The sequence below is a fragment of the Streptomyces sp. WAC 04229 genome (assembly GCF_003947455.1).
GTDB lineage: Bacteria > Actinomycetota > Actinomycetes > Streptomycetales > Streptomycetaceae > Streptomyces.
In genome coordinates this window covers 24,578-49,583 of the sequence record NZ_QHJH01000018.1, presented here as the reverse complement: position 1 = coordinate 49,583, position 25,006 = coordinate 24,578, and the positions used below count along the sequence as shown (strand labels likewise).

28 protein-coding genes and 1 riboswitch are annotated in these 25,006 nt (G+C 72.5%); of the genes, 14 read left to right on the top strand and 14 right to left on the bottom strand.

Features of this window, described 5'->3' with window-relative positions; all coding sequences use genetic code 11:
- Position 1 precedes the first annotated feature (1 nt).
- Together DMH12_RS08060 and bioB are read right to left on the bottom strand one after the other, a co-directional pair.
- Complete coding sequence (locus tag DMH12_RS08060) at positions 2 to 1,288, bottom strand: adenosylmethionine--8-amino-7-oxononanoate transaminase (RefSeq protein ID WP_125490865.1); 1,287 nt, start codon at positions 1,286 to 1,288, stop codon at positions 2 to 4.
- Entirely contained in the window at positions 1,281 to 2,489 is a 1,209-nt protein-coding gene (gene bioB, locus DMH12_RS08055; RefSeq protein WP_125490864.1) for a biotin synthase BioB, read from the bottom strand. The genes DMH12_RS08060 and bioB overlap by 8 nt, the downstream gene beginning before the upstream one ends.
- Positions 2,490 to 2,639: 150 nt before the next feature.
- Between bioB and DMH12_RS08050 the strand changes: the two genes are divergently transcribed.
- Positions 2,640 to 3,767 (top strand): 8-amino-7-oxononanoate synthase, encoded by a 1,128-nt coding sequence (locus DMH12_RS08050; protein WP_125490863.1) that lies wholly within the window; start codon positions 2,640 to 2,642, stop codon positions 3,765 to 3,767.
- Between the two features lie 45 nt (positions 3,768 to 3,812).
- Here DMH12_RS08050 and DMH12_RS08045 read toward each other — a convergent pair whose 3' ends face one another.
- Together DMH12_RS08045 and DMH12_RS08040 are read right to left on the bottom strand one after the other, a co-directional pair.
- Complete coding sequence (locus tag DMH12_RS08045) at positions 3,813 to 4,043, bottom strand: DUF397 domain-containing protein (protein ID WP_122620918.1); 231 nt, start codon at positions 4,041 to 4,043, stop codon at positions 3,813 to 3,815.
- Positions 4,044 to 4,064: 21 nt separating this feature from the next.
- Entirely contained in the window at positions 4,065 to 4,925 is an 861-nt protein-coding gene (locus tag DMH12_RS08040) for a helix-turn-helix transcriptional regulator (protein ID WP_125490862.1), read from the bottom strand.
- A 214-nt stretch (positions 4,926 to 5,139) separates the two neighbouring features.
- On the opposite strand from DMH12_RS08040, the gene DMH12_RS08035 reads away from it, so the two are divergent.
- Positions 5,140 to 5,646 carry an ATP-binding protein gene (locus DMH12_RS08035; RefSeq protein ID WP_125490861.1) on the top strand — a complete coding sequence of 169 codons (507 nt, stop codon included), beginning with the start codon at positions 5,140 to 5,142 and terminating at the stop codon, positions 5,644 to 5,646.
- Between the two features lie 60 nt (positions 5,647 to 5,706).
- Here the strand turns inward: DMH12_RS08035 and DMH12_RS08030 are convergent, their stop codons facing one another.
- From DMH12_RS08030 to DMH12_RS08015, 4 genes are all read right to left on the bottom strand, one after another.
- Positions 5,707 to 6,180: a C40 family peptidase gene (locus DMH12_RS08030; protein ID WP_122620915.1), complete on the bottom strand. Its 474-nt coding sequence runs from the start codon at positions 6,178 to 6,180 to the stop codon at positions 5,707 to 5,709.
- 3 nt (positions 6,181 to 6,183) lie between these two features.
- Positions 6,184 to 6,317, bottom strand: a riboswitch (cyclic di-AMP (ydaO/yuaA leader).
- Between the two features lie 384 nt (positions 6,318 to 6,701).
- Positions 6,702 to 7,010: a hypothetical protein gene (locus tag DMH12_RS08025; protein WP_125490860.1), complete on the bottom strand. Its 309-nt coding sequence runs from the start codon at positions 7,008 to 7,010 to the stop codon at positions 6,702 to 6,704.
- A 7-nt stretch (positions 7,011 to 7,017) separates the two neighbouring features.
- Positions 7,018 to 7,653 (bottom strand): ATP-dependent Clp protease proteolytic subunit, encoded by a 636-nt coding sequence (locus DMH12_RS08020; RefSeq protein ID WP_125490859.1) that lies wholly within the window; start codon positions 7,651 to 7,653, stop codon positions 7,018 to 7,020.
- A 103-nt stretch (positions 7,654 to 7,756) separates the two neighbouring features.
- Complete coding sequence (locus tag DMH12_RS08015) at positions 7,757 to 8,125, bottom strand: VOC family protein (RefSeq protein ID WP_125490858.1); 369 nt, start codon at positions 8,123 to 8,125, stop codon at positions 7,757 to 7,759.
- A 114-nt stretch (positions 8,126 to 8,239) separates the two neighbouring features.
- On the opposite strand from DMH12_RS08015, the gene DMH12_RS08010 reads away from it, so the two are divergent.
- The 8 genes from DMH12_RS08010 to DMH12_RS07970 all read left to right on the top strand — a co-directional run bounded on the left by DMH12_RS08010 (position 8,240) and on the right by DMH12_RS07970 (position 15,162).
- Positions 8,240 to 8,524, top strand: a complete 285-nt coding sequence (locus tag DMH12_RS08010) for a type II toxin-antitoxin system Phd/YefM family antitoxin (protein WP_125490857.1) — start codon at positions 8,240 to 8,242, stop codon at positions 8,522 to 8,524.
- Positions 8,525 to 8,783: 259 nt separating this feature from the next.
- A complete protein-coding gene (locus DMH12_RS08005; protein WP_064726706.1) occupies positions 8,784 to 9,086 on the top strand; it encodes an urease subunit gamma in 303 nt (100 codons plus the stop codon).
- Positions 9,087 to 9,099: 13 nt separating this feature from the next.
- Positions 9,100 to 9,411 carry an urease subunit beta gene (locus tag DMH12_RS08000; RefSeq protein WP_125490856.1) on the top strand — a complete coding sequence of 104 codons (312 nt, stop codon included), beginning with the start codon at positions 9,100 to 9,102 and terminating at the stop codon, positions 9,409 to 9,411.
- Positions 9,404 to 11,125 (top strand): urease subunit alpha, encoded by a 1,722-nt coding sequence (locus DMH12_RS07995; RefSeq protein WP_125490855.1) that lies wholly within the window; start codon positions 9,404 to 9,406, stop codon positions 11,123 to 11,125. The genes DMH12_RS08000 and DMH12_RS07995 overlap by 8 nt, the downstream gene beginning before the upstream one ends.
- Before the next feature lie 8 nt (positions 11,126 to 11,133).
- Positions 11,134 to 11,808: an urease accessory protein UreF gene (locus tag DMH12_RS07990; protein WP_125490854.1), complete on the top strand. Its 675-nt coding sequence runs from the start codon at positions 11,134 to 11,136 to the stop codon at positions 11,806 to 11,808.
- A gap of 182 nt (positions 11,809 to 11,990) precedes the next feature.
- Positions 11,991 to 12,668 (top strand): urease accessory protein UreG, encoded by a 678-nt coding sequence (ureG, locus tag DMH12_RS07980; protein ID WP_125490852.1) that lies wholly within the window; start codon positions 11,991 to 11,993, stop codon positions 12,666 to 12,668.
- On the top strand, positions 12,656 to 13,432 hold the full coding sequence (locus DMH12_RS07975; protein ID WP_185832198.1) for an urease accessory protein UreD: 777 nt from the start codon (positions 12,656 to 12,658) through the stop codon (positions 13,430 to 13,432). Before ureG ends, DMH12_RS07975 begins: the two co-directional genes overlap by 13 nt.
- Before the next feature lie 116 nt (positions 13,433 to 13,548).
- On the top strand, positions 13,549 to 15,162 hold the full coding sequence (locus DMH12_RS07970) for an alpha/beta hydrolase (protein ID WP_125490851.1): 1,614 nt from the start codon (positions 13,549 to 13,551) through the stop codon (positions 15,160 to 15,162).
- Between the two features lie 56 nt (positions 15,163 to 15,218).
- Here the strand turns inward: DMH12_RS07970 and DMH12_RS07965 are convergent, their stop codons facing one another.
- The 3 genes from DMH12_RS07965 to proP all read right to left on the bottom strand — a co-directional run bounded on the left by DMH12_RS07965 (position 15,219) and on the right by proP (position 18,717).
- Positions 15,219 to 16,253, bottom strand: a complete 1,035-nt coding sequence (locus DMH12_RS07965) for an NAD(P)-dependent oxidoreductase (RefSeq protein WP_125490850.1) — start codon at positions 16,251 to 16,253, stop codon at positions 15,219 to 15,221.
- Positions 16,254 to 16,341: 88 nt separating this feature from the next.
- Complete coding sequence (locus tag DMH12_RS07960; protein WP_125490849.1) at positions 16,342 to 17,064, bottom strand: 1-acyl-sn-glycerol-3-phosphate acyltransferase; 723 nt, start codon at positions 17,062 to 17,064, stop codon at positions 16,342 to 16,344.
- A gap of 138 nt (positions 17,065 to 17,202) precedes the next feature.
- Positions 17,203 to 18,717, bottom strand: a complete 1,515-nt coding sequence (proP, locus tag DMH12_RS07955; protein WP_125490848.1) for a glycine betaine/L-proline transporter ProP — start codon at positions 18,715 to 18,717, stop codon at positions 17,203 to 17,205.
- Between the two features lie 141 nt (positions 18,718 to 18,858).
- Between proP and DMH12_RS07950 the strand changes: the two genes are divergently transcribed.
- Positions 18,859 to 19,314 carry an RpiB/LacA/LacB family sugar-phosphate isomerase gene (locus tag DMH12_RS07950; RefSeq protein WP_125490847.1) on the top strand — a complete coding sequence of 152 codons (456 nt, stop codon included), beginning with the start codon at positions 18,859 to 18,861 and terminating at the stop codon, positions 19,312 to 19,314.
- A gap of 17 nt (positions 19,315 to 19,331) precedes the next feature.
- On the opposite strand, the gene rocD is transcribed toward DMH12_RS07950, so the two are convergent.
- Genes rocD through DMH12_RS07935 form a run of 3 tightly spaced genes read right to left on the bottom strand, consistent with a single transcriptional unit; the run spans position 19,332 to position 22,015 of the window.
- Positions 19,332 to 20,552 carry an ornithine--oxo-acid transaminase gene (gene rocD / locus DMH12_RS07945; protein WP_125490846.1) on the bottom strand — a complete coding sequence of 407 codons (1,221 nt, stop codon included), beginning with the start codon at positions 20,550 to 20,552 and terminating at the stop codon, positions 19,332 to 19,334.
- Complete coding sequence (gene ddaH, locus DMH12_RS07940; protein ID WP_399186843.1) at positions 20,549 to 21,463, bottom strand: dimethylargininase; 915 nt, start codon at positions 21,461 to 21,463, stop codon at positions 20,549 to 20,551. The genes rocD and ddaH overlap by 4 nt, the downstream gene beginning before the upstream one ends.
- Before the next feature lie 48 nt (positions 21,464 to 21,511).
- Complete coding sequence (locus DMH12_RS07935; protein ID WP_122620898.1) at positions 21,512 to 22,015, bottom strand: Lrp/AsnC family transcriptional regulator; 504 nt, start codon at positions 22,013 to 22,015, stop codon at positions 21,512 to 21,514.
- A 77-nt stretch (positions 22,016 to 22,092) separates the two neighbouring features.
- Between DMH12_RS07935 and DMH12_RS07930 the strand changes: the two genes are divergently transcribed.
- The 3 genes from DMH12_RS07930 to DMH12_RS07920 are packed head-to-tail and all read left to right on the top strand — an operon-like array spanning position 22,093 to position 25,006.
- Positions 22,093 to 22,851 carry a LytTR family DNA-binding domain-containing protein gene (locus tag DMH12_RS07930; RefSeq protein ID WP_125490844.1) on the top strand — a complete coding sequence of 253 codons (759 nt, stop codon included), beginning with the start codon at positions 22,093 to 22,095 and terminating at the stop codon, positions 22,849 to 22,851.
- A 2-nt stretch (positions 22,852 to 22,853) separates the two neighbouring features.
- Positions 22,854 to 23,213 (top strand): hypothetical protein, encoded by a 360-nt coding sequence (locus tag DMH12_RS07925; protein ID WP_125490891.1) that lies wholly within the window; start codon positions 22,854 to 22,856, stop codon positions 23,211 to 23,213.
- Positions 23,210 to 25,006 carry a cation acetate symporter gene (locus DMH12_RS07920; protein ID WP_125490843.1) on the top strand — a complete coding sequence of 599 codons (1,797 nt, stop codon included), beginning with the start codon at positions 23,210 to 23,212 and terminating at the stop codon, positions 25,004 to 25,006. The genes DMH12_RS07925 and DMH12_RS07920 overlap by 4 nt, the downstream gene beginning before the upstream one ends.

Here is a 25,006-nt window from a genome sequence, read left to right as displayed (position 1 = left end):
GTCATCCCTTTCCTGCCGCCGCGCACACCGCGCGGGCGATGCGTGCCACGTCCGCGTCGCCCGTGACGTACGGCGGCATGGTGTAGATCAGGTCGCGGAACGGCCGCAGCCACACACCCTCGCGGACGGCCGCCGCGGTCGCCGCCCGCATGTCGACGGCGTGGTCGAGCTGCACCACACCGATCGCGCCCAGCACCCGTACGTCCGTGACGCCCGGCAGCCCGGCCGCGGGGGCCAGACCGTCGCGCAGGCCGGACTCGATCCGCTTGACCTCCGCGAGCCAGTCCTGGCCGAGCAGCAGCCCGATCGACGCGCAGGCCACGGCCGAGGCCAGCGGATTGCCCATGAACGTCGGCCCGTGGGCCAGGACCGGCACCTCGCCGCGCGAGATGCCGTCGGCCACCTCCGACGTGCACAGGGTCGCCGCCATCGTCAGATAGCCGCCGGTCAGCGCCTTGCCGACGCACATCACGTCCGGCGCCACCGCCGCGTGCTCCGCCGCGAACAGCGCGCCGGTCCGTCCGAAGCCGGTCGCGATCTCGTCGAACACCAGCAGCACGCCGTGCGCGTCGCACGCCTCCCGCAGCACCCGCAGGTACGCGGGGGAGTGGAACCGCATGCCACCGGCGCCCTGCACGACCGGCTCGACGATCACCGCGGCCAGTTCGTCGGCGTGCCGCTCGATCGTCGACCGCAGATGGTCGGCGTACGTCTCGTCGTACTCGGCGGGCGGCGCGTCGGCGAAGACCTGGCGCGGCAGGGCGCCCGACCACAGCTCGTGCATCCCGCCCTCCGGGTCGCACACCGACATGGGCTGCCAGGTGTCGCCGTGGTAGCCGCCGCGCCAGGTCAGCAGGCGGCGCTTGGCGGGGCGGCCCAGCGAACGCCAGTACTGGAGGCACATCTTGACCGCGACCTCGACGGAGACCGAACCGGAGTCGGCGAGGAAGACGTGCTCGAGTCCGTCCGGCGACATGTCGACAAGGAGCTTCGCCAGCCGGACGGCGGGCTCGTGGGTGAGCCCGCCGAACATCACGTGGCTCATCCGCCCCAACTGCTCGCGGGCGGCCTCGTTCAGCACCGGGTGGTTGTAGCCGTGGATCGCCGACCACCAGGACGACATCCCGTCCACCAGCTCCGCCGAGCCGTCCGCGGGACGCAGCCGCACCCCGCTCGCCGACTCCACGACGAGCGGGTCCTGCCGGCCCGGCATGGGGCCGTACGGGTGCCAGACGTGCCGCCGGTCGAGCGCCAGCAGCTCGTCCACCGTCAGCGCGGGCTCAGGCATTGGGCGCGAGATCCGTCCCGGCACCGCGGCGGCGCACGGCCACCAGATCCGTCCGGGGCTCCTCGGTCCGGGCGGCCGGCGCCGGAGCGCAGACCCCGCCGTCGGCGTGCGACCCGCAGCCCCCGCCCTCCTCGCCGTCCCCGTGCGACCCGCAGCCGCCGCCCGCGTGCGATCCGCAGCCGCCACCGGCGGCCGTGACCCGGTGCTCCGGCAGGGTCACCCGGTCGGCGCCCTCCACCTCGAAGCCGGCGTCCGCGATCATCTCCAGGTCGGCGTGGCCGGCCTGGCCCTCACTGGTGAGGTAGTCGCCCAGGAAGATGGAGTTGGCCAGGTTCAGGGCCAGCGGCTGCATGGTGCGCAGGTGGACCTCGCGCCCGCCGGCGATGCGCACCTCGACGTCCGGGCAGACGAACCGGGTCATCGCCAGGATGCGCAGGCAGCGCTGCGGGGTGAGGTGCCACTCCTTGGCCAGCGGCGTGCCCTCCATCGGGATCAGGAAGTTGACCGGCACCGAGTCCGGGTCCAGTTCGCGCAGCGAGAAGACCACGTCGACCAGGTCCTCGTCGCTCTCGCCCATGCCCGCGATGAGGCCCGAACAGGCGGAAAGCCCGGCCGCGTGCGCCTTGCGCACCGTGTCCACCCGGTCGGCGTACGTGTGCGTGGTCGTGATGTCCCCGTACGTCGCCTCGGACGTGTTGAGGTTGTGGTTGTAGGCGTCGGCGCCCGCCTCGCGCAGCCGCTCCGCCTGACCGTCGGAGAGCAGCCCCAGGCAGGCGCACACCTCGACGGACCCGTCCTGCTCCTTGATGGCCTTGATGGTGTCCGAGACCCGGTCCACGTCCCGGTCGGTCGGGCCGCGTCCGCTGGCCACCAGGCACACCCGCTTGGCGCCCCCGGACACCCCGGCGGCGGCGGCCGCGGTGGCCTGCTCGGGCTTGAGCCAGGTGTACTTGAGGATCTCCGCCTTGGAGCCCAGCCGCTGCGAGCAGTAGGAGCAGTCCTCGGGGCACAGGCCCGACTTGAGGTTGACGAGGTAGTTGAGTTTCACCCGCCGGCCGAACCAGTGCCGGCGCACCTTGCCGGCCGCGGCCACCACATCGAGCAGGTCGTCGTCGGAAGTGGCGAGGACGGCGAGCGCCTCCTCGCGGGTCGGCGACTCGCGCCGAAGCCCCTTGTCCACCAGCGTGTTCAGCAGGTCCATGAGAGCCGATCCTGTCCTAAGGGCCCGCCCGGGGCCAAGGAGAGTTTGCACAACACTGACAGATCGACGTGTGGGTATTGCCACACCTCGCGGGGGTGGCGATGCCGCTAGTGTCTGTCCATTGCCTACAAATTCCCGGAGGGACGGCTCATGGCGTTCGGCTGGATCGACGAACAGGCCCGGGCGCGCCACGAGGCGGGACTCGTACGGGTTCTGCGCCCCCGCCCGGCCGACTCGCCGCTGCTGGACCTGGCGAGCAACGACTACCTCGGACTGGCCCGGCACCCGGAGATCACCGAGGGCGCGGCGCGGGCGGCGCGCACCTGGGGCGGCGGCGCGACCGGTTCCCGGCTCGTGACCGGCACGACCGAACTGCACGCCGCACTCGAACGCGAACTGGCCGCGTTCTGCGGATTCGAGGCCGCGCTCGTGTTCTCCTCCGGCTACGCGGCCAACCTCGCGGCGGTCACCGCCCTGGCGCCGCACGGCAGCCTGGTCGTCTCCGACGCGGGCAACCACGCCTCGCTGATCGACGGCTGCCGACTGGCCCGGGGCGCGACCCAGGTGGTGGCGCACGCCGAACCGGACGCCGTGCGCAAGGCGCTGGCGACGCACGACGGGCCCGCGGTCGCCGTCTCCGACACGGTCTTCTCGGTCGACGGCGACGCCGCGCCGCTGCCCGCCCTCGCCGACGTGTGCCGGGAGCACGGCGCCGGTCTGGTCGTGGACGACGCGCACGGACTGGGGGTGCTCGGCGACGGCGGCCGGGGCGCCCCGTACGCGGCGGGTCTGGCGGGCCGGGACGACGTCGTCGCCACGGTCACGCTGTCCAAGTCGCTGGGCAGCCAGGGAGGTGCGGTACTGGGTCCGGCCCGGGTGATCGGCCACCTGGTCAACGCCGCCCGGACGTTCATCTTCGACACCGGTCTCGCCCCCGCCGCGACGGGCGCGGCGCTGGCCGCGCTGACCCTGCTGCGCCGCGAGCCGGAACGCGCGGCGCGGGCCCGTTCCGTCGCCGCCGAACTGCACGCGCGCCTGACCGCCTCGGGCCTGGCGGCGGTACGTCCGGACGCCGCGGTGGTCTCGGTGCGCGCGCCCTCCCCGGAGGGGGCGGTGCGGTGGGCCGCCGACTGCCGTGCGGCCGGCCTGTCCGTGGGCTGTTTCCGTCCTCCTTCCGTGCCGGACGGTGTGTCACGGCTCAGGCTGACCGCTCGGGCGGACCTCTCCGGGGAACAGATCGAACGCGCGGTGCGGGTGATCGGCGAGACGCGACCATGAGTCGGCGTGGCATGGCCGTGCGTCGTCCGACCTCTCGTGGGGTGGTCAGTCCTGGTGGATCCCGGCGGTGAAGGACGTCCAGCTCTCGGGGGAGAAGAGCAGGGCGGCCCCGGCGGGGTTCTTGGAGTCGCGCACCGCGAGCAGTCCGGCCCAGCGGCCGGCCGACGGCCGGGCCGTCTCCACGCAGTTGTTCGCGCCCGTGCTGTAGCTGCTGCGCAGCCACCGGACGCCGGTCAGATCGGTGCCGGCAGGGATGTTCCGGGGAAGTTCGGACATGGAGCCTGACATGGTGCCTCCTTACGCGCCTGCCGCGGTCGCGGCGATGAAGTCCAACGAGTCCTCGGGCGAAAGGGCATGGATCAGAAGGGCGTTGAAGGCCTCGGTATAGGCCTCTAGGTCTTCTTTCCGTTCGAGGTGCAGGCTACTCGTCAAGTGGTCGAGAACAACCACGTCCAGATCAGAAGTGCTCGAAAAAGAGAAGATTACGAAAGGGCCGGTGACACCGATGTGCGCCCCGGCGGCAAAGGGCAGTACCTGGAGCCGGACATGGGGCAGACGCGCCGCCTCCACCAGCCGCTCCAGCTGACGGGCCATCACCCCCGGGCCGCCCACCTGCCGGCGCAACACCGCCTCGTCCAGCACCGCGCTCAGCTCCAGCGGCGGTTCGCCGCGCAGCACGTCCTGCCGGGCCAGCCTGACCTCCACCAGCGCGTCCAGTCGTTCCTCCGGCATCCCGTCCACGGCGGCCCGCGTCACCTCGCGGGCGTACTCCGGTGTCTGGAGGAGTCCGGGGACCACCGTGGTCTCCAGTGTGCGCATGGCGCCGGCCTGGGACTCCAGGCTGATGAAGTCGCGGTAGGTGGGCGGCAGCACCCCGCGGTAGGCGTGCCACCAGTGGTGCCGGCCGCCCGCGTCGTCGGAGCGCGCCAGCATGACCAGCAGCCCGCGCAGCTGGTCGTCGTCCACGCCGTAGGCGTCGAGCAGTAACCGCACGTCGGCCGGTTTCGCCCCGCTCGTCCCGGTCTCGATGCGGCTGACCTTCGACTGGTGCCAGCCCACCAGCCGGGCCGCCTCCCCGCTGGTGATGCCCGCCGTCGTGCGCAGGGCGCGCAGTTCCGCGCCCAGCTTCCTGCGGCGCACCACCGGACCGTGCTGCATGGGCCACTCCCTTACTCCTTATGGGCCGCCCAAATCCGCTCTGCCGTCGCAGAGTTCACCGCTTCGAGCGACAGATATATGCATATCTTGGTGGATCGCCGTCCTTCACGGGCCGGGTGATGGCAGTCTGACGGCGAAGCACCAGTCCGGGACCGTACTCGAACCATCCGCTTCGTGTCGGACCACGGTCCCGTGAGAAAGGGGCGACGTCGCCATGGCCGATCACCTGGAAGCATCCGTCACTCTGCCGAGCGATCCCGCCTCGGTGGCAGCCGCGCGCACCTATGTGGTCGACACGCTGGTGGAGTGGGGCCTGCCGGCGGACGCCGACGTGTCCGACACGGTCCGGCTCATCGTCTCCGAACTGGCGACCAACGCGGTCCAGCACACGCTCGGGCAGTCGCCCACCTTCACGGTGGACCTCGTCCTCGACCGTGACGAGCGGCTGCGCATCGGCGTCACCGACAGCCATCCGCGATTCCCCAAGCGGCTGCCCGCCGCCGTGCAGCAGGACAACGGCCGCGGGATGGTGATCATCCGCTGGCTGACGGCCGAATGCGGCGGCAAGCTGCGGGTCCGCCCGACGCGGGAGGGCGGCAAGACCGTCTTCATCGAACTGCCCTGGAGCGCCCCCGGCCGGCCGGCCCCCGTGGAGGGGGTGACGGCGGGGCAGAACGCCGTCATCCCCCTCGGGAGAGCTACGCGCCCCCGGGCCGTTTGACCCCGTGTCGCTCGATCACGGGGCACTCGACCCTCCAGGGGCTGCTTGACCCCCAGGGGGCTACTTGACCCGGCCGTAGGAGACGCTCCCGGTCCAGATCTTCTGCAGGCGCACCACGTCCCCGGTCTTCGGGGCGTGCCAGAGCTTGCCCTTACCGGCGTAGATGCCGACGTGGTAGACGCTGCGGCCCGAGTGGAAGAAGACCAGGTCTCCGGCCTTGCGCTTCTTGGCCGAGACGTGGCGGGTCTTGTTGTACTGCTGGGCGGCCGTGCGCGGCAGTTTCTTGCCGGCCTTCTTGAACGAGTACAGCGTCAGGCCGGAGCAGTCGAACCTGCGGGGCCCGACGGCGCCCCACCTGTAGGGGGAGCCCTTCTTGGAGGCCGCGATCTTGAGGGCCTTCGTCGCATGGCTCGCCGCGGCCGCCTCCGAGGAGAAACCGGGGACCACGACGGAGCCGCCCACCGCGGCGAGAGTGAGGGCCGAGGCCGTACCGGCACGAGCCATCAGGGACGGGACACGATTGAGCGCGAACATGCGCAACCCTTCGTCAGCCGCCTGTGAAGGATGACCTGTCGGATTCGGGCTGGCGAAGTTGCCCGGCCGCACGCATGCGGCTTCACCCCAAGGGCTGCTCGGTCCGGCGCCTCTCCCACGGAGGGCGACCGCTCCTGCGACCCGTCGTGCTCGGGTCCTCCACTCCTGCCGATCCACTTCCCTCGCGACCGGTCGTCCGGGCGGCGGCAGGATTCGGCGTCCGCCCGGACCGCCCCGCCGCTGTGGCGGGGGCTTGTCGTCAGTCACGGATCTTGTCTCGCCGGATGGGGAATTCCCAACGGAACGTGGCTTTTGTGTTGTTACTCACCACCCACCCGTTCGGGTGGACACCCCCGTGTTCGAGCCGGGGCGGTAGGCGGTGACGACCCCGGGACCAGCGGCGCAGCGGTGGGTGCGGACGTCGGGAGAGGGCGGCCGCGCAACTCGGACCGGTCGTCAACCGGGTGTGTTCCTACGCCGAAAGGAGGTACGTCTTTTGGTCCGTTTCGAACCCCGCCCGCTCAACTCTCGGAACGCGGCGGAAGGCTGAGGCGTCCCGTCCGCCGCTCGCCGTCCAGCACGCGCAGGGCCCGGGCGAGGGTGGGCGCGTGCAGTTCGGTCTCACCTCGCGCGTGCATCAGCTCCAGCGCGTCGCGCAGGGCCGCGGCCTTCCCGACCAGCGCCTGGGCGGCCCGCAGTCCCCGGTAGGTGTCGCCGTCCCGCGCGGGGTTGATGCGCCCGAGCAGGTCGACGACGTCCAGGTAGCGGTCGATCAGCTGCGCCTCGGCGCGGGTCAGGGCGGGCAGGGGCGGCAGTTCCGGTGGCAGCATCGGCCGTTCACCGGGTGCCGGGTGCGCCGGCCACGGCCGAGCGGTCGGACACGATCCGGTCCACCAGCCCGTACTCCAGGGCCTGTTGGGCGTCCAGGACGGTGCTCCGCTCGATGTCCTCGGTCACCTGCGCCGGAGTGCGGCCCGTGTGCCGTACAAGGATCTCCTCCAGGCGGGCGCGGATCCGGGTCAACTCCTCGGCTTGGATGGCCAGGTCGCTCGCCTGCCCCTCCACCGGATCGGCGAGCAACGGCTGACGCAGCACCACCCGCGCCCCGGGCAGCATCGCGCGCTTGCCCGGCGTGCCCGCCGCCAGCAGCAGGGCGGCGGAGGCGCCGGCCTGTCCCAGGCAGGTCGTCTCCACGTCGCAGGCGACGTGGCGCATCGTGTCGTAGATCGCCGTCATGGCCGTGAACGAGCCGCCGGGGGAGTTGATGCAGAGGGCGATGTCCCGGTCCGGGGCCCGGTGCTCCAGGTGCATGAACTGCGCCGTCACATCGTTCGCGGAGGTCTCGTCGACCGGCGTCCCGAGGAAGACGATCCGCTCCTCCAGCAGCTTCGAGTACGGGTCCGACGTCCGGGAGCCGGCACTAGTGCGCTCGGTGAACTCGGGCAGGACATGTCGGGCGGGCGGTCGGGTCATGGCGAACCCCTCCTCGTGGCGGAACCCTCTTCGGCTGCACTGGCTCCGCATAAAATGTACAGGACGTACATTGCGAGGGGTGGGAAATCGCGTAACCCCGCGATCAGTTCCCGTGCGGTGGCTCGTGCAGGCCGAAGACGGAGCCCTGGTCGTCCCGGCAGAGCTTGAACCGCCCGAAGCGGGCCGCCGACCCCGCCTCCTCCCCGCCCTCCTCGCCCAGCTCCTCGACGGAGCCGCCCAGCTCACGCACCCGGGCCACGGCGGCGTCCAGGTCGTCGACCCGGAAGAACAGGTACGGGGAGGCGCCCGGGTCACCGCCGTGCATGCCGCCCGGCAGCCCGGCGGTGCCGATGGAGAACCCGTCCCCCGTGGGGCCCGCCTCGAGGGCCCAGCCGAACAGGGTGCCGTAGAAGACCCGCCCGCGCTCGGGGTCCGCCACGCCGAGCTCGAAGAACGACGGTTCGCCGGTCATGGGTACCTCCCGCGGGGCGTGGCCATGGGGCGAGGGGGTGCCTCCGCTCCCATCGTCCACCCGGCCCGGCGGCGGCGCAGCCGGTCGGCGCGGGGTGAACCGTAAGCTGGGTGCATGGCCTACGAGATTCCGGTGACGCAAGCCAGGGCTGAGCTCGCCGACCTGATCAACCGGGTGGTGTACGGCGGTGAACGCGTCGTCGTCACGCGGCACGGCAAGCCTCTCGTCGCCCTCGTCTCCGCCGCCGACCTGGAGCGCCTGGAGCAGGAGGCCGGGGAACCGTCGGAGGGACAGGTGATCACCTCGGTCGCCGGCGTCCAGGACACGGCCGCCGCCCCGCCCCGCGAACCCCACCGCTTCGGCATCGCCGCGGAGCACCGCGGGCCGAACCCGGCCTAGCGCCCGGCGGACGGCCGCTGGTCGGCGGCGTCCGCGTGCGGGCAGGCGTCAACGCGTCGACACCACCGGTAATCAGTCGGTCAAAACCCGGTCATGCGACGGAAACACGCCAGCCGTAGCCTCCACCCTATCCACCTGCGGTTTTCGTGGAACGGCAGGTGCTTGGCGGTCCATCCGTGTGTGTTACATCTTGAGCCGCCGTGGTGGCCGCGGCAGCCCGGACCGTCCGGTCCCGGCGTCATGTCCTGTGAGGTGCTACATGCAACTGACCCCGCACGAGCAGGAGAGACTGCTCATCCATGTGGCCGCGGACGTGGCGGAGAAGCGTCGCGCGCGAGGCGTGAAGCTCAACCACCCCGAGGTCGTCGCGCTGATCACCGCGCACATCCTCGAAGGCGCCCGGGACGGGCGGACCGTGGGTGAACTCATGTCCTCCGGACGCAAGGTGCTCCAGCGCGACGAGGTCATGGAGGGAGTCCCCGAGATGATCCACGACGTGCAGGTCGAGGCCACCTTCCCGGACGGCACCAAGCTGGTCACCGTCCACGAACCGATCGTCTGACGGGGCGGCGGCCATGATTCCCGGAGAGATCCTCTTCGCCGACGCGCCGGTCCCCTTCAACGAGGGGCGCCCGGTCACCCGTCTGACCGTTCTCAACACCGCCGACCGGCCCGTCCAGGTCGGCTCCCACTACCACTTCGCCGAGGCCAACCCCGGTCTCGAGTTCGACCGCACCGCCGCGCACGGCACCCGGCTGAACATCGCCGCCGGCACCGCCGTCCGGTTCGAGCCCGGCATCCCCGTCGACGTCGAACTGGTCCCCCTCGCGGGTGCCCGCGTCGTCATGGGCCTGCGCGGCGCCACCGGAGGTGCCCTCGATGCCTGAGCTGTCCCGCGGCGCCTACGCCGACCTGTTCGGCCCGACCACCGGCGACCGGGTCCGCCTCGCCGACACCGACCTCTTCGTCGAGATCGAGGAGGACCGCGCGGGCGGCCCGGGCCGCTCCGGGGACGAGGCCGTCTTCGGCGGCGGCAAGGTGCTGCGCGAATCCATGGGCCAGTCGCGCGCCACGCGCGCCGAAGGCGCCCCCGACACCGTTGTCACGGGTGCCGTGATCATCGACCACTGGGGCATCGTCAAGGCCGACGTCGGCATCCGGGACGGCCGGATCACCGGCATCGGCAAGTCCGGCAACCCGGACACGATGGACGGCGTCCACCCCGACCTCGTCATCGGGCCCGAGACGGAGGTCATCGCGGGCAACGGCAAGATCCTCACCGCGGGCGGCATCGACACCCACGTGCACTTCATCGCGCCGACCGCGGTCGACGAGGCCCTGGCGTCGGGCGTCACCACCCTCATCGGCGGCGGCACGGGGCCGGCCGAGGGCAGCAAGGCGACCACCGTCACCCCGGGTTCGTGGCACCTGGCGCGGATGTTCGCCGCCCTGGAGTCGAGCCCCGTCAACATCGGCTTCCTGGGCAAGGGCAGCACCATGTCCAAGGAGTCGATGCGCGACCAGCTCCGCGCCGGAGTGCTCGGCTTCAAGATCCACGAGGACTGGGGCGCCACCCCCGCCGTCATCTCCGCCTGCCTGGACGTCTGCGAGGAGTCCGGCGTCCAGCTCGCCGTCCACACCGACACCCTGAACGAGGCGGGCTTCGTCGGCGACACCTTCGACGCGGTCGCGGGCCGCACCCTGCACGCCTTCCACGTCGAGGGCGCGGGCGGAGGCCACGCACCCGACATGATCACCGCGGTGTCACTGCCCAACATGCTGCCGGCCTCCACCAACCCGACCCGGCCGCACACCGTCAACACCGTCGAGGAACACCTCGACATGCTGATGGTCTGCCACCACCTGAACCCGGCCGTCCCCGAGGACCTGGCCTTCGCCGAGTCCCGTATCCGGCCCAGCACCATCGCCGCCGAGGACGTCCTGCACGACATGGGGGCGATCTCCATCATGGCGTCGGACGCCCAGGCCATGGGCCGCATCGGCGAGGTGATCATGCGGACCTGGCAGACCGCGCACGTGATGAAGCGGCGCCGCGGCTTCCTGCCCGGCGACACGCGGGCCGACAACCGGCGCGCCCGTCGCTATGTCGCCAAGTACACGATCAACCCCGCCGTGGCGCAGGGCATCGAGCACGAGGTCGGCTCCGTCGAGAGCGGCAAGCTCGCCGACCTCGTGCTCTGGGAGCCGCGGTTCTTCGGGGTGAAGCCGCAGCTCGTCCTCAAGGGCGGCCAGATCGCGTACGCGCAGATGGGCGACGCGAACGCCTCCATCCCGACCCCGCAGCCGGTCCTGCCGCGCCCGATGTTCGGTGCCCACGGGACGGCGCCGGCCGCCAACTCGGTCGCCTTCGTGGCCGAGCGGGCCGTCGAGGACGGACTGGCGGAACGGCTGGGACTCGGGCGGGAGCTGGTGCCGATCCGGTCCACGCGCGGCCGTACCAAGGCCGACATGCGGGAGAACGACGCACTGCCCCGCGTGGAGGTCGCCGCGGACTCCTTCGCGGTGACCATCGACGGCGAACTCGTCGAGCCCGCACCCGTCGCCGAACTGCCGCTGGCCCAGCGGTACTTCCTCTTCTGAGCGCCGGGATGAGCCGCGCAGCACTGCTCGTCCTCGCGGACGGCCGCTTCCCCGCCGGAGGGCACGCCCACTCCGGCGGGGCGGAGGCCGCCGTCCGGGCGGGACGCGTGACCGACGCCGCGAGCCTGGAGGAGTTCTGCCGGGGGCGGCTGCACACGAGCGGCGCCGTCGCGGCGTCCCTCGCGGCGGCCGCGGCCCTCGGCGCGGACCCCGTCGGGCTCGACCGGGCAGCCGACGCCCGTACCCCGTCGCCCGCCCTGCGGGGGGTGGCGCGCAGACTCGGGCGGCAGCTGATGCGGGCCGCGCGGGCGACCTGGCCGCATCCCGAACTCGACGCGCTGGCGGGGAGGTTCCCCAAGGGCGCGCATCAGCCCGTCGTACTGGGGGTCGCCGCCCGCGCCGCCGGGCTGGGGGCGCTGGACGCGGCGTACTGCTCCGCCTACGAGGGGGTGAGCGGGCCGGCCACCGCGGTCGTGCGGCTGCTCAGCCTCGACCCCTTCGACGCGACGGGGGCGCTGGCGCGGCTCGCGGACGACGTGGATCTGGTGGCGCGGGACGCGGTGGAGGCGGCGGCGCGCGTCATGACCGACGGGGTCGATGCGCTGCCCGCGCGGTCGGCGCCGTTGCTGGAGATCGCGGCGGAGGCGCATGCGGGGTGGGCGGTTCGGTTGTTCGCCTCGTAGGGCGTTGTCCGCCCCCGCCGCCCCTTCCCATTCCCGACCCCAGGGGCTCTGCCCCTTCGACCCCGCCAAGGGGGCTTCGCCCCCTGGACCCCCTTCGGCCTGGACCCCCTTCGGCCTGGACGGCCTCGTCCTCAAGCGCCGGACGGGCTGACAACGCAATCCGGTTGCCAAGGAGCCGCCTCATGCATCTCGACCACCACCACGAACTCCCCGCCGCCGTCTCCGCCGATGCCAGGCGGCCCGACGGTACGCGCCGGGCGGTGCGGATCGGGCTCGGTGGACCCGTCGGGTCCGGGAAGACCGCCACCGTAGCCGCGCTCTGCCGGGCCCTGCGCGAGGAGTTGTCGCTCGCAGTGGTGACCAACGACATCTACACCCGCGAGGACGCCGAGTTCCTGCTCCGGGAGGCGGTGCTGCCGCCCGAGCGGATCACCGCCGTGGAGACCGGGGCCTGCCCGCACACCGCCATCCGGGACGACATCTCCGCCAACCTGGAGGCCGTGGAGGACCTGGAGGACGAGGTCGGGCCGCTCGACCTGGTCCTCGTGGAGTCCGGCGGGGACAACCTCACCGCCACCTTCTCCAAGGGGCTCGTCGACGCCCAGATCTTCGTGATCGACGTGGCCGGCGGCGACGACATCCCGCGCAAGGGCGGGCCCGGAGTCGCCACCGCCGACCTGCTGATCGTCAACAAGACCGACCTCGCGCCCCACGTCGGCTCCGACCTCGCGCGGATGGCCGCGGACGCCAAGGCGCAGCGCGGTGAACTGCCCGTCGTCCTGCAGTCGCTGCGCGGCGAGGACGGCGTCGGGGAGGTCGCCGACTGGGTCAGGGGGCGGATCGCCGCGTGGACCGCGTGACCAGTCCGGGCGGCGTGCGGGCGAGGGCCCGGATTCTCGCCCGCGGCGACGGGCGCGGCGGCACCGCCCTGCCCGTGCTGGAGGGCGAGGGGCCGCTCGCGGTGCGCCGGACGCGGGGGAGCGGTGCCGAGGCCCGGGTGATGCTGGTCGGGGCGATGAGCGGGCCGCTCGGTGGCGACCACTTCACGGTGACGGCCGAGGCGGCCCGGGGCGCCCGGCTGCGGGTCGGCTCGGCCGCCGCCACCCTCGCCCTGCCGGGGCAGGAGAAGGCGGGCTCCCACTACGACGTCCGGCTCACCGTCGGCGACGACGCCGAACTGCACTGGCTGCCCGAGCAGCTGATCTCCGCGCACGGCAGCGACCTGTACGTCGCCACGCGCGTCGACCTCGCGGCCGGAGCCCGGCTGCTGCTGCGCGAGGAGCAGGTGCTCGGCCGGGCCGGGGAGGAACCGGGACGCCTCACCAGCCGTCTGACGGTACGGATCGAGGGCCGCGGCGTCCTCGACCAGGAACTGGCCTGCGGGCCCGGCGCCCCGGGCGGCTGGGACGGGCCCGCGGGGCTCGCCGGACACCGTGCCGTGGGCCAGCTGGTCGTCGTACGGCCCGGGTTCGCGACGGAGCCGCCGGCCGCCCGGGTGTTCGAGGAGGGCGCGGCCGTCATGCCGCTGGCCGGCCCCGCCGCGCTGGTGACGGCGGTGGCGCCGGACGCGTTGCGGCTGCGGCGGCTGCTGGACGGGGCGTTGGCCTCACTGGGGCGCGACTAGCGAACGCCTTTCTCCGTTTATCGGATTGGCAAAGAAGTAGCACTTGGTCTGTTCTCAGCCGACGCACAGCCGCGAGGATCCCCGTACTTGTCACGAACACGTACGGGGAGGGCCACTTGAGCAAGAGCAGAGTGCGGCGGAGGGCGACGGCGTTCGGCACGGCCGGAGCGCTGGTCACCGCCACGCTGATAGCCGGTGCCGTCACGGCACCCACCGCGAGCGCCGCACCCGCGTCCGGGCAGCCCTCCGCGCAAGGCTGGGACCACGAGGCCCGCGGTGCCGTCATCGCCGCCGCCCGCGCCGCCCGCGCCGGGGTCGACTGGCAGGACTGCCCCGCCGACTGGAACCTCCCCAAGCCGATCCAGTGCGGCTACGTCACGGTGCCGCTCGACTACGCCAAGCCGTTCGGCAGGCAGATCAAGATCGCCGTCGACCGCATCGGCAACACCGGCACCAAGAGCCAGCGCCAGGGCGCCCTCCTCTACAACCCCGGCGGCCCGGGCGGCTCCGGACTGCGCTTCCCGGCCCGCGTCACCGGCAAGAGCGCGGTGTGGGCCAAGACGGCCGAGGCGTACGACTTCGTGGGCTTCGATCCGCGCGGCGTCGGCAAGTCCGCGCCCATCTCCTGCGTCGACCCGCAGGAGTTCGTCAAGGCACCCAAGATGGACCCCGTGCCCGGCTCCGAGGCCGACAAGCGTGCCCAGCGCAAGCTCGCCCGGGAGTACGCCGACGGCTGCTTCGAGCGCAGCGGCGAGATGCTCCCGCACATGACCACGCCGAACACCGCCCGCGACCTCGACGTCGTCCGGGCCGCCCTCGGCGAGAAGAAGCTCAACTTCCTCGGCGTCTCCTACGGCACCTACCTCGGCGCCGTCTACGGCACCCTCTTCCCCGGCCACGTGCGCCGCATGGTCGTCGACAGCGTCGTCAACCCGTCCCGCGAGAAGATCTGGTACCAGGCCAACCTGGACCAGGACGTCGCCTTCGAGCAGCGCTGGAAGGACTGGCAGGACTGGGTCGCGAAGAACGACGCCACCTTCCACCTGGGTGACACCCGTGCCGAGGTCCAGGAGCAGTGGCTGAAGCTGCGCGCCACCGCCGCGAAGGAACCCCTCGGCGGCGTCGTGGGCCCGGCAGAGCTGATCTCCTTCTTCCAGAGCGCCCCGTACTACGACTCCGCGTGGGTGCCCACCGCGGACATCTTCGGCAAGTACGTCGCCGGTGACACCCAGGCCCTCGTCGACGCCGCCGCGCCGGACCTCTCCGACACCGCGGGCAATGCCTCGTCGGAGAACGGCAACGCCGTCTACACGGCCGTCGAGTGCGCCGACGCCCGGTGGCCCACCGACTGGCGCACCTGGGATGCCGACAACACCAAGCTGCACCGCGACCACCCGTTCATGACCTGGGCCAACGCCTGGATGAACCTGCCCTGTGCCACCTGGCCGGTCAAGCAGCGCACCCCGGTGAACGTGAAGACCGGCAAGGGCCTGCCGCCGGTGCTGATCGTCCAGTCCGAACGGGACGCGGCCACCCCGTACGGCGGCGCCGTCGAACTGCACAAGCGGTTCAAGGGATCCCGGCTCATCACCGAGCGGGACGCCGGCTCGCACGGCGTCACCGGGCTGGTCAACCCGTGCGTCAACGACCGGGTCGACACCTATCTGCTCACCGGGAAGGTGGACCCCAAGGACGTGACCTGCGCCCCGCACGCCACGCCCAAGCCCTGACCATCGCGGCAACCACATGGGGGCGGCCGGTCCGACCGGCCGCCCCTTCGCCGTGCTCAGCCCCGGCGCGCCGCGAACCAGGCGTCCTCCGCCGCGTAGTCGAAGAGGTCGCCGTACGCCTGGAACATCTTGGGGTACGCCTCCCGCCAGTCCCGTCCGGCCAGCCGCTCCTCGATGAAGGCGACCGTCTCCGCCAGGTGGTCGGCGTACCGGCCCACCGGGCGGTAGCCCAACTGGCGTTCCGCCTCGCTCATGTCGCACACGACGGGCGCGGACACCGACCACGGCGTGTCGCCCACCGTCTCCGCGGGCGGCTCCCCGTCCACCAGGACGTCCTCGGCCGCCACGCCCATCACCCCGTCGACGGCCGCCGCGATCTCCGCCACCGTCGGCGCGTCCGGGTCGACCGCGTTCAGGACGCGGCTGCCCGGCCGGGGCGCGGCCAGCCGGATCAGCTCGGCGACGGTGTGCACACTCGCCGGGTGGAAGCGGCTCCCGCCCCCGTACGCGAGGACACGCCGGCGCCTGCCGTCGAGATTGCGCTTGACGAAGTACAGCTCGCGCGGGGTCCGGCAGTACGGACCGTGCACCGCGCCCGCGCGCAGCAGGGTCGCCGGCAACCGGTCGCCCGACGCGAGCAGTTCACGTTCCAGCGCCACCTTCCGGGTGCTGTACGAGTGATCGCCCGGCTCGACGGTGCGCTGCGCCTCCGTGAGCGGCACCGGGTAGTGCGGGAAGCCGTCGGGCTCGGACTGGGTGTCGAAGTTCCGGCCCTCGTCGTCCTCGTAGACCGAGACGCTGGAGACGACCACGGCCGAGCCGACCCGCCCGGCGAGCGCGGTCAACTGCCGTGCGTGCCCCGCGTCGAAGGCCACCGTGTCCACCAGGACGTCGCAACCCTCGCCGACCGCGGCCGACAGCGCCGCGTCGTCCTCCCGGTCGGCCCGTACCACCCGTACGTCCCGCGGCCACCGCGCGTCCCGGCCGCCGCCCCGCGAGACGGCCGTCACCTCCCAGCCGTCCCGGGCCAGTGCCCCCACGGCCACGCGTCCGATCTGTCCCGTCGCCCCGATCACCACTGCACGTGTCATACGCCGACCGTAGGCGTGTCTCCCGGCACCGGCCACGGCCTTCTGCCGACGGCAGACGACGTGCCCCGGGCCCTGTCGTCAACGGGCCCTAGCGGTGCGGCAGGCGGGGGAACCGGCGGCCCTGCGCCGCCTTCTCCGCCTCCTCGGCCTTCACGTCCGCGGCGTACCGGTCGACGTACTCCTGACCGGACAGCGACAGGATGGCGTACATGATCTCGTCGGTGGCGGCGCGCAGCACGGCCTTCTCGCCCTCCATTCCCGCGTAGCGGGAGAAGTCCAGGGGCTCGCCGAAGCGGATCACCACCGGGTGCACCTTGGGGATCTTCCGGCCCGGCGGCTGCGCCTCGAACGTGCCGATCATCGCGCAGGGCACGACGGGCACCCCCGCCCGCAGCGCCATCACCGCGACGCCGACCTTGCCCTTGTACAGCCGTCCGTCGTGCGAGCGGGTGCCCTCCGGGTAGATGCCCAGCAGCTCGTCCTTGCCCAGCACGCCCAGGCCCTCGCGGATCGCGGCCTGCCCCGCCTCCTTGCCGGAGCGGTCGACGGGGATCTGCCCGGCGCTGCGGAAGAAGAACGCCGTCAGCCTGCCCTTCAGGCCCGGCCCGGTGAAGTACTCGGCCTTGGCGAGGAAGGTGATGCGGCGTCTGAGCACCGCGGGCATCAGGAAGTGGTCCGAGAAGGAGAGGTGATTGCCCGCCACGATGGCCGCCCCCGACGCCGGTACGTGGTCCAGGCCCTCGATCCGCGGCCGGAAGACCAGCCTCAGCAGCGGGCCCAACAGCACGTATTTGAGGACGTAGTAGAACAAGGCGTCGCTCCTCAGCCCGGTGGGACGGCACGATCGCCGTGTTCTCACTGGTCGACCGGCGTCTGCCGGGCTGCCAGTGTAGGTGCGGGCCGGGCCCGCCCGGAACCGGACGTGCCCGGCCCGCCGGCCGTACTCCCGTCAGAACTTCGGCGTCGGCGCCTGCGCCTCCACCATCTCCGCGGCCTCCTCGTCGCTCTGCACCGACGGCGGGGAGCCTTCGAGAGGCTGCTGGGCCGTCTCCTTCATGCAGGCCACCGCCACGACACCGATCAGGGCCGCGGCCATCGCGTAGTAGGCGGGCATCATGTCGGAGCCGGTCACGCTGATCAGTGCGGTGATGACCAGCGGCGTGGTGCCGCCGAACAGGGACGCCGAGAGGTTGTAGCCGACCGACAGGGACCCGTACCGGACGTTGGTGGGGAACATCGCGGGGAGCGCCGCCGACATCGTGCCCAGCAGGCACACCAGGGACAGTCCGAGCATCAGCATGCCCGCGGAGACGGCGAGCAGACTGCCCTCCTGGACCAGCACGAAGGCCGGTGCGGACAGGACGAAGAAGCTGATCATGCCGGTCATCAGCAGGGGCTTGCGGCCGAAGCGGTCGGACAGCCTGCCGACCTGGTTGATGATCAGCATCAGCAGCACCATCGTGGCCACCAGGATCATCAGACCGTGGCTCTCGCTGTAGTCCAGCTCGTCCGACAGGTACGTCGGCATGTACGACAGCAGCATGTAGTCGGTGATGTTGTACGCGCCGACCAGCGCGATGCACAGCACCAGCGACCGCCAGTGGGTCCGGAAGATCTTGGCGAGGTCGCCGCGGGCGGTGGTCTCCACCGCCGTCGCCGCCTCCGAGATGTGGACGTTGGAGTCCTCCAGCTTCAGGAACGCGGGCGTGTCGTCCAGCCTCAGCCGCAGGTAGATACCGACGATGCCGAGCGGCGCCGCGACCAGGAACGGGATGCGCCAGCCCCAGGCGTCCATCGTGTCGCTGCCGAGCCAGGCCGTGAGGCCGGTGACCAGACTCGCCGCGCCGGTGTACCCGGCGAGCGTGCCCAGCTCCAGGAAGCTGCCGAAGAAACCGCGCCGCTTGTCGGGCGCGTACTCGGCGATGAACGTGGAGGCACCGCCGTACTCGCCGCCGGTCGAGAAGCCCTGGAGCAGACGGAACACGATCAGCAGGACCGGGGCCCAGAAGCCGATCGAGGCGTAGCTGGGGATGAGTCCGATGGCGGCGGTACCGATCGCCATCAGGATCATCGTCAGCGCGAGCACCTTCTTGCGGCCGATCTTGTCGCCCATCGGGCCGAAGAACATGCCGCCCAGCGGACGCACCAGGAACGCCACGGCGAACGTGGCGAACGAGGAGAGCAGCTGCGCCGTGTCGCTCCCGGACGGGAAGAACACCCGGCCGATGGTGCCGGCCAGATAGGCGTAGATGCCGAAGTCGAACCACTCCATGGCGTTGCCGAGGGACGCCGCCTTCACGGCACGCTTGACCGCGGCCTCGTCCGTGACGGTGATGTCCGACCGGCGCAGCCGGGGGTTCTGCCGGCGCTTGATGGCCCGGAACAGGGTCCGGTGGCGGCGCACCGCCGCGGCGTCGGGTTCCTGGCCGTTGTCGGTGGGGGACGTGGCGGCCTTCCTTTCCACGCGCAGTCACTCCTGGCGGAGCGCTGCTCGGTCGTACGAGTCTCAGGTCGTACCGTTCCCCCGATCATGCTGGGTATGGTCGTGACTTCGGTCATGCGGTTGAGCCGATGAGGTGAGCGGCCGCGTGGGTACCCTGCGCACATGCGCATCGCCGTCTCCTCCGACATGGACGAACCCGTGGCCCGGCTCCTCGTGGAGGAGCTGCGCGGACGCGGACACGAGGTGCTCGCGCACGGCGCGCTGAGTGCCGGGGCGGACGACCGGTGGGCCGTGTGCTCGGAGCGGGCCGCCCGCGAGGTCGCCGACGGGCGGGCCGACCAGGCCGTGGTGTGCTGCTGGACCGGCACCGGCGCGTCGATCGCCGCCAACAAGGTGCCGGGCGTCCGCGCGGCCCTGTGCGCCGACGCGTACACGGCGGACGGGGCCCGCCGGTGGAACGACGCGAACGTGCTCGCCCTCAGCCTGCGCCTGACGTCGGCGCCGCTGCTGCGGGAGATCCTCGACGCCTGGTTCGCGGGCGGGCCGAGCGAGGACGCCGAGGACCGCGAGAACGTCACGCGGGTGGAGCGGTTCGACCGGGGCCGAACCGCTCCGTAGGACGCGCCGCGCCCGGGTCAGGACGTCAGGACCTTCTCCAGCGTCCCGAGCGCCCCCTCCAGCTCCGCGGCGGTGACCGTCAGCGGCGGCGCCAGCCGGATCGTCGAGCCGTGCGTGTCCTTCACGAGGACGCCCTCGCGCATCAGCCGCTCGCTGATCTCACGGCCGGTGCCCAGCGCCGGGTCCACGTCGACCCCCGCCCACAGCCCCCGCGCGCGGAAGCCGACGACACCCCTGCCCACCAGCGCGGCCAGACCCTCGCGCAGCACCGCGCCCAGCTCCGCCGCGCGGCGCTGGAACTCGCCGGTCTCCAGCAGCTCCACCACCGCCGTGCCGACCGCGGCCGCCAGCGGGTTGCCGCCGAACGTCGAACCGTGCTCGCCCGGGTGCAGCACGCCCAGCACGTCCCGGCGGCCGACCACCGCCGACACCGGGACGATGCCGCCGCCCAGCGCCTTGCCGAGCAGCACCACGTCCGGCACGACCGACTCGTGCGCGACGGCGAGGGTGTGCCCGGTGCGGCCGAGACCCGACTGGATCTCGTCCGCGACGAACAGACAGCCCGCCCGGCGGGTCAGCTCCCGCACCCCGGCCAGATAGCCGTCGTCCGGGATCAGCACCCCCGCCTCGCCCTGGATCGGCTCGATCAGCACGGCCGCCGTCGTCTCGTCGACGGCCGCCTCCATGGCCGCCAGGTCGTTGTACGGCACCACCCGGAAACCCGGCGTGAACGGGCCGAAGCCCGCGCGCGCCGTCTCGTCCGTGGAGAAGCTGACGATCGTCGTCGTACGGCCGTGGAAGTTGTCCGCCGCGACCACGATCGTCGCCCGGTCCGCCGGGACGCCCTTCACGTCGTAGGCCCACTTGCGGGCCACCTTGATGCCGCTCTCCACCGCCTCCGCGCCGGTGTTCATCGGCAGCACCATGTCCGTGCCGGTCAGCGCGGCCAGCCGCTCGGCGAAGCCCGCGAGCCGGTCGTTGTGGAAGGCGCGTGAGGTGAGGGTGAGCCGGTCCAGCTGGCGGTGGGCGGCCTCGATCAGCGCCGGGTGGCGGTGCCCGAAGTTGAGCGCCGAGTAGCCGGCCAGCATGTCCAGATAGCGGCGGCCCTCCACGTCCTCGACCCAGGCACCCTCCGCGCGGGCCACGACCACGGGCAGCGGATGGTAGTTGTGCGCGAGGACGGGCTCCTCCGCGCGGATCAGCTCCGCGGAGCCGCGGGCGGGGGCGGGTGCGGTCATGAGCGGGTCTCCCGGATCTCCTGGGTGCAGCACTTGATGCCGCCACCGGCCTTGTGGAACTCGGACAGATCGACGGGGACGGGCACGTAGCCGCGGCCGGCGAGCCGGTCGGCCAGGGCACGGGCCTTTGGCGCGAGGAACACGTGCCGCCCGTCGGAGACGGAGTTCAGCCCGAACGCCATGGCGTCCTCGCGGGTGGCGAGCACCGCGTCCGGGTAGAGCCGCTCCAGAACCTCGCGGCTGCCCGGCGAGAACGCCTCGGGGTAGTAGGCGATGTTCGCCTCGGTGCCGTCCGCCCCGTCGTCGAGCACGAACAGCGCCGTGTCCAGGTGGTAGAAGTACGGGTCCACCAGCGTCAGCGAGACCACCGGCACGCCGAAGAACTCCTGCACCTCGCGGTGCGCCTCACGGGTGGTGCGGAACCCGGTGCCCGCCAGGATCCAGCGGCCGGCCGGAACCAGGTCGCCCTCGCCCTCGCAGACCGACTCGGGAAGCTGGACCTCGAAGCCCCGCGTCTTGAACCACGCCATGAACGGCAGCGACTCGGGGCGTCGCTCGGGCGCGTGGAAGAGCGAGCCGAAGACCCGCCCCTCGACCACGACCGCGCAGTTCGCGGCGAACACCATGTCGGGCAGGCCCGGGACCGGGTCGACGCCGTCCACGGTGTGGCCGTGGGCACGGTAGGCGTCGACCAGCGCCTGCCACTGGTCGAGAGCGCGTATGACATCGACCGGTCGGTCGGTGCTCATCCACGGATTGATCGCGTACTGCACGGCGAAGTGCCTGGGTTCGCAGACCAGGAAGCGCCGTCGGCGCGGCACACGGGACTCGGGCACAGAGGGGTACCTCCGCTCCTCACGGTGTGTAACTGGGTTGACACCACGGTAGAAACCGACGGCCACGCCCGACAAGCGACAAAGGCTGCGTGTTGCCGCACGATCGCTGCGTCCTCCACCAGGTCAGCGCACGTCTGCTGCGCCCTCCGGAGCCAGCAGGCCCGCGCCCGCCTCCGGACTGTCCGGGATCAGGTGGGACAGCACCATCACGCTGATCGTCTTCCGGATGAACGGCTCCGCACGGATCCGCTCCAGCACCTCCTCGAAGTGCTCCACGTCCCGCGCCCGCACGTGCAGCAGGGCGTCCGCGCCGCCGGTCACCGTCATCGCCGCCCTGATCTCCGGATAGCCCCGCACGACCTCCGCCAGCCGCCGCGGCGGCGCCGCCCCCTCGCAGTACACCTCCACGTACGCCTCCGTGCGCCAGCCCAGGGCGGCGGGCCGCACCGTCGCCGTGAACCCGGTGATCACACCGGTCTCGCGCAGCCGGTCCACCCGGCGCTTGACCGCCGTCGAGGAGAGCCCGATCTCCGCGCCGATCTCGGCGAAGGACGTCCTGGCGTTCGTCATCAGGGCGGTGACGATCTTGCGGTCGAGTTCGTCGAACGGAGTGGGCCTGCTGTTCATGCGGGCACTGTATCCAGCGGATACGTCCACGCCCGGCCCGTGTGCAGGCGTACGGATTACTCCTACACTCCAGCCTCATGCTGCGCGCCCTCGCTGTCGACGACGAACGCCCCACGCTCGAAGAACTCGTGTACCTCCTCAACGCCGATCCCCGCATCGGCGCGGCGGAGGGCGCGAGCGACGCGACCGAGGCGCTGCGCCGCATCAACCGGGCGCTGGAGTCGGGCCCCGACGGGCCGGACGCCATCGACGTCGTCTTCCTCGACATCCAGATGCCCGGCCTCGACGGACTGGACCTCGCCCGGCTGCTGACCGGGTTCGCGCGGCCTCCGCTGATCGTGTTCGTCACCGCGCACGAGGACTTCGCCGTGCAGGCCTTCGACCTGGAGGCGGTCGACTACGTCCTCAAGCCCGTGCGCCGGGAACGGCTCGCCGAGGCGGTGCGCCGCGCCGTCGAGCAGCGCGGCGCGACGCCCCCCTCACCGCGGATACCCGTCCACGAACCCGACCCCGACCACATCACCGTGGAACTCGGCGGCGTCGCCCGCTTCGTCCCCGTCGACGACATCACCCACGCCGAGGCCCAGGGCGACTACGCCCGCCTGCACACAGACAGGGGCAGCCACCTCGTCCGCATCCCGCTGTCCACACTGGAGGAACGCTGGCGGGCCCGCGGCTTCGTCCGCATCCACCGCCGTCACCTCGTCGCCCTGCGCCACATCGGCGAACTCCGCCTGGACGCCGGCACCGTCAGCGTCCTGGTCGGCACCGAGGAACTCCAGGTCAGCCGCCGCCACGCCCGCGAGCTGCGGGACCTGCTCATGCGGAGGCCGTGACCGTGCCCCAGGACCCCGGCGAGCGCCGCGTCACCGTCACCGGCCCGCCCAGGCGCAGCCGACGGGCCTCCGGCTACTACCGCCCGCGCACCGAGATCGACGAGCAGACCACCCTCGGCCACACCTACGTCCGCTCCCTCATGCGCAGCCAGCTGCGGGCCGGCCTCACCGCCCTCGCGGTCCTCGGCCTCCTCGTCGGACCGCTGCCCCTGCTCTTCGCGGCACTGCCCGACGCCCGCCGGCTGGAATGGGCCGTCCTCGGCTTCGGCCTGTACGCCCCGCTGGTCCTCCTCGCCCGCTGGTACGTGCGCCGCGCCGAGCGCAACGAACGGGACTTCGTGCGCCTCGTCGAGGACCGATGAACTCCAGCTACGCCATACCCGCGGTCGCCCTGGTCGTCGTGGCCACCGTCCTGGTCGGCGCCTTCGGCCTGCGCATCTCCCGCACCACCTCCGACTTCTACGTCGCCTCCCGCACCGTCGGCCCGCGCCTGAACGCCGCCGCCATCAGCGGTGAGTACCTCTCCGCCGCCTCCTTCCTCGGCATCGCCGGCCTGGTCCTCGTCCAGGGCCCCGACATGCTCTGGTACCCGGTCGGCTACACCGCCGGCTACCTGGTCCTGCTGCTCTTCGTCGCGGCCCCGCTGCGCCGCTCCGGCGCCTACACGCTGCCCGACTTCGCCGAGGCGCGGCTCGCCTCCCAGGGGGTGCGGCGGCTCGCGGGCGCCTTCGTGGTCGGTGTCGGCTGGCTGTACCTGCTGCCCCAGCTCCAGGGCGCCGGGCTGACCCTCACCGTGCTCAGCGGCGCCCCCGACTGGCTCGGCGGGGTGATCGTCGCCGTCGTCGTCACCGGAGTGGTCGCCGCCGGCGGCATGCGCAGCATCACCTTCGTCCAGGCCTTCCAGTACTGGCTGAAACTCACCGCCCTGCTCGTCCCCGCCCTCTTCCTGGTGCTCGCCTGGCAGGGCGACGGCGCGCCCGGCCGCGCCTTCGAGGAACCGGCCACCTTCCGCGAGCAGCGCTCCGTGCGGGTCGACGACAGCCTCACCCTCAAGCTCGACGGCCCGCTGACCGTCACCGTCGACGGCACCGTGGACGGCCGCGCCCACGACGGCACCCGGCTGGGCCTGCCCACCGGCACCCACCGCATCGAGGCCGGCACCCGCCTCACCTTCGCCAAGGACACCCCGGTCCCGGCCGCCGGACGCGGCGCCGACGACGCCCTGTCGCCCTCCCGCGCCGAGAGCCGCACGGAACGCCCGCTGTACGCCACGTACGGCCTGATCCTCGCCACCTTCCTGGGCACCATGGGCCTGCCGCACGTCGTGGTGCGCTTCTACACCAGCCCGCACGGCGTCGCCGCCCGCCGCACCACCGTCGCCGTGCTCGGCCTGATCGGCGCCTTCTACCTGCTGCCGCCCGTCTACGGCGCCCTGGGCCGCCTCTACGCCCCCGAGCTGACCCTCACCGGCGACGCCGACGCAGCCGTCCTGCTGCTGCCCGACCGGGTCGTCGGGGGAGTGGGCGGCGACCTGCTCGGCGCGCTGGTCGCGGGCGGCGCCTTCGCCGCGTTCCTGTCCACCGCCTCGGGGCTGACCATGGCCGTCGCGGGTGTCCTCACCCAGGACGTGCTGCCGTCCCGGGGCGTGCCGCACTTCCGTCTCGGCACCCTCCTCGCCATGGCCGTGCCGCTGGCGGCGAGCGCGCTGGTCGGCGGACTGCCCGTCGCCGACGCCGTGGGCCTCGCCTTCGCCGTGTCGGCCTCGTCCTTCTGCCCGCTGCTCGTCCTCGGCATCTGGTGGCGCCGGCTGACCCCGCCCGGCGCCGCGGCGGGGATGCTGGTGGGCGGCGGCTCCGCCCTGCTCGCCGTCGCCGCCACCATGGGCGGCTTCCCGGGCGGCGGCGGGGCGCTGCACGCCCTGCTGGCCTGGCCGGCGCTCTGGTCGGTGCCGCTGGGCTTCCTCACCATGGTGCTGGTCTCCCTGGCCACGCCGGGCCGGGTACCGGCCGGGACGGCGGCGATCCTGGCCCGCTTCCACCTGCCGGAGGAGCTGGGCGCCCAGGAGCTGCGCGGGGAGGGCCGCCCGGCGGACGCACTGACCGGCGGTCCGCCCTCGGGCGGTCATCAGGCGCCGCGCGGGGAGGTGACGCCGTGA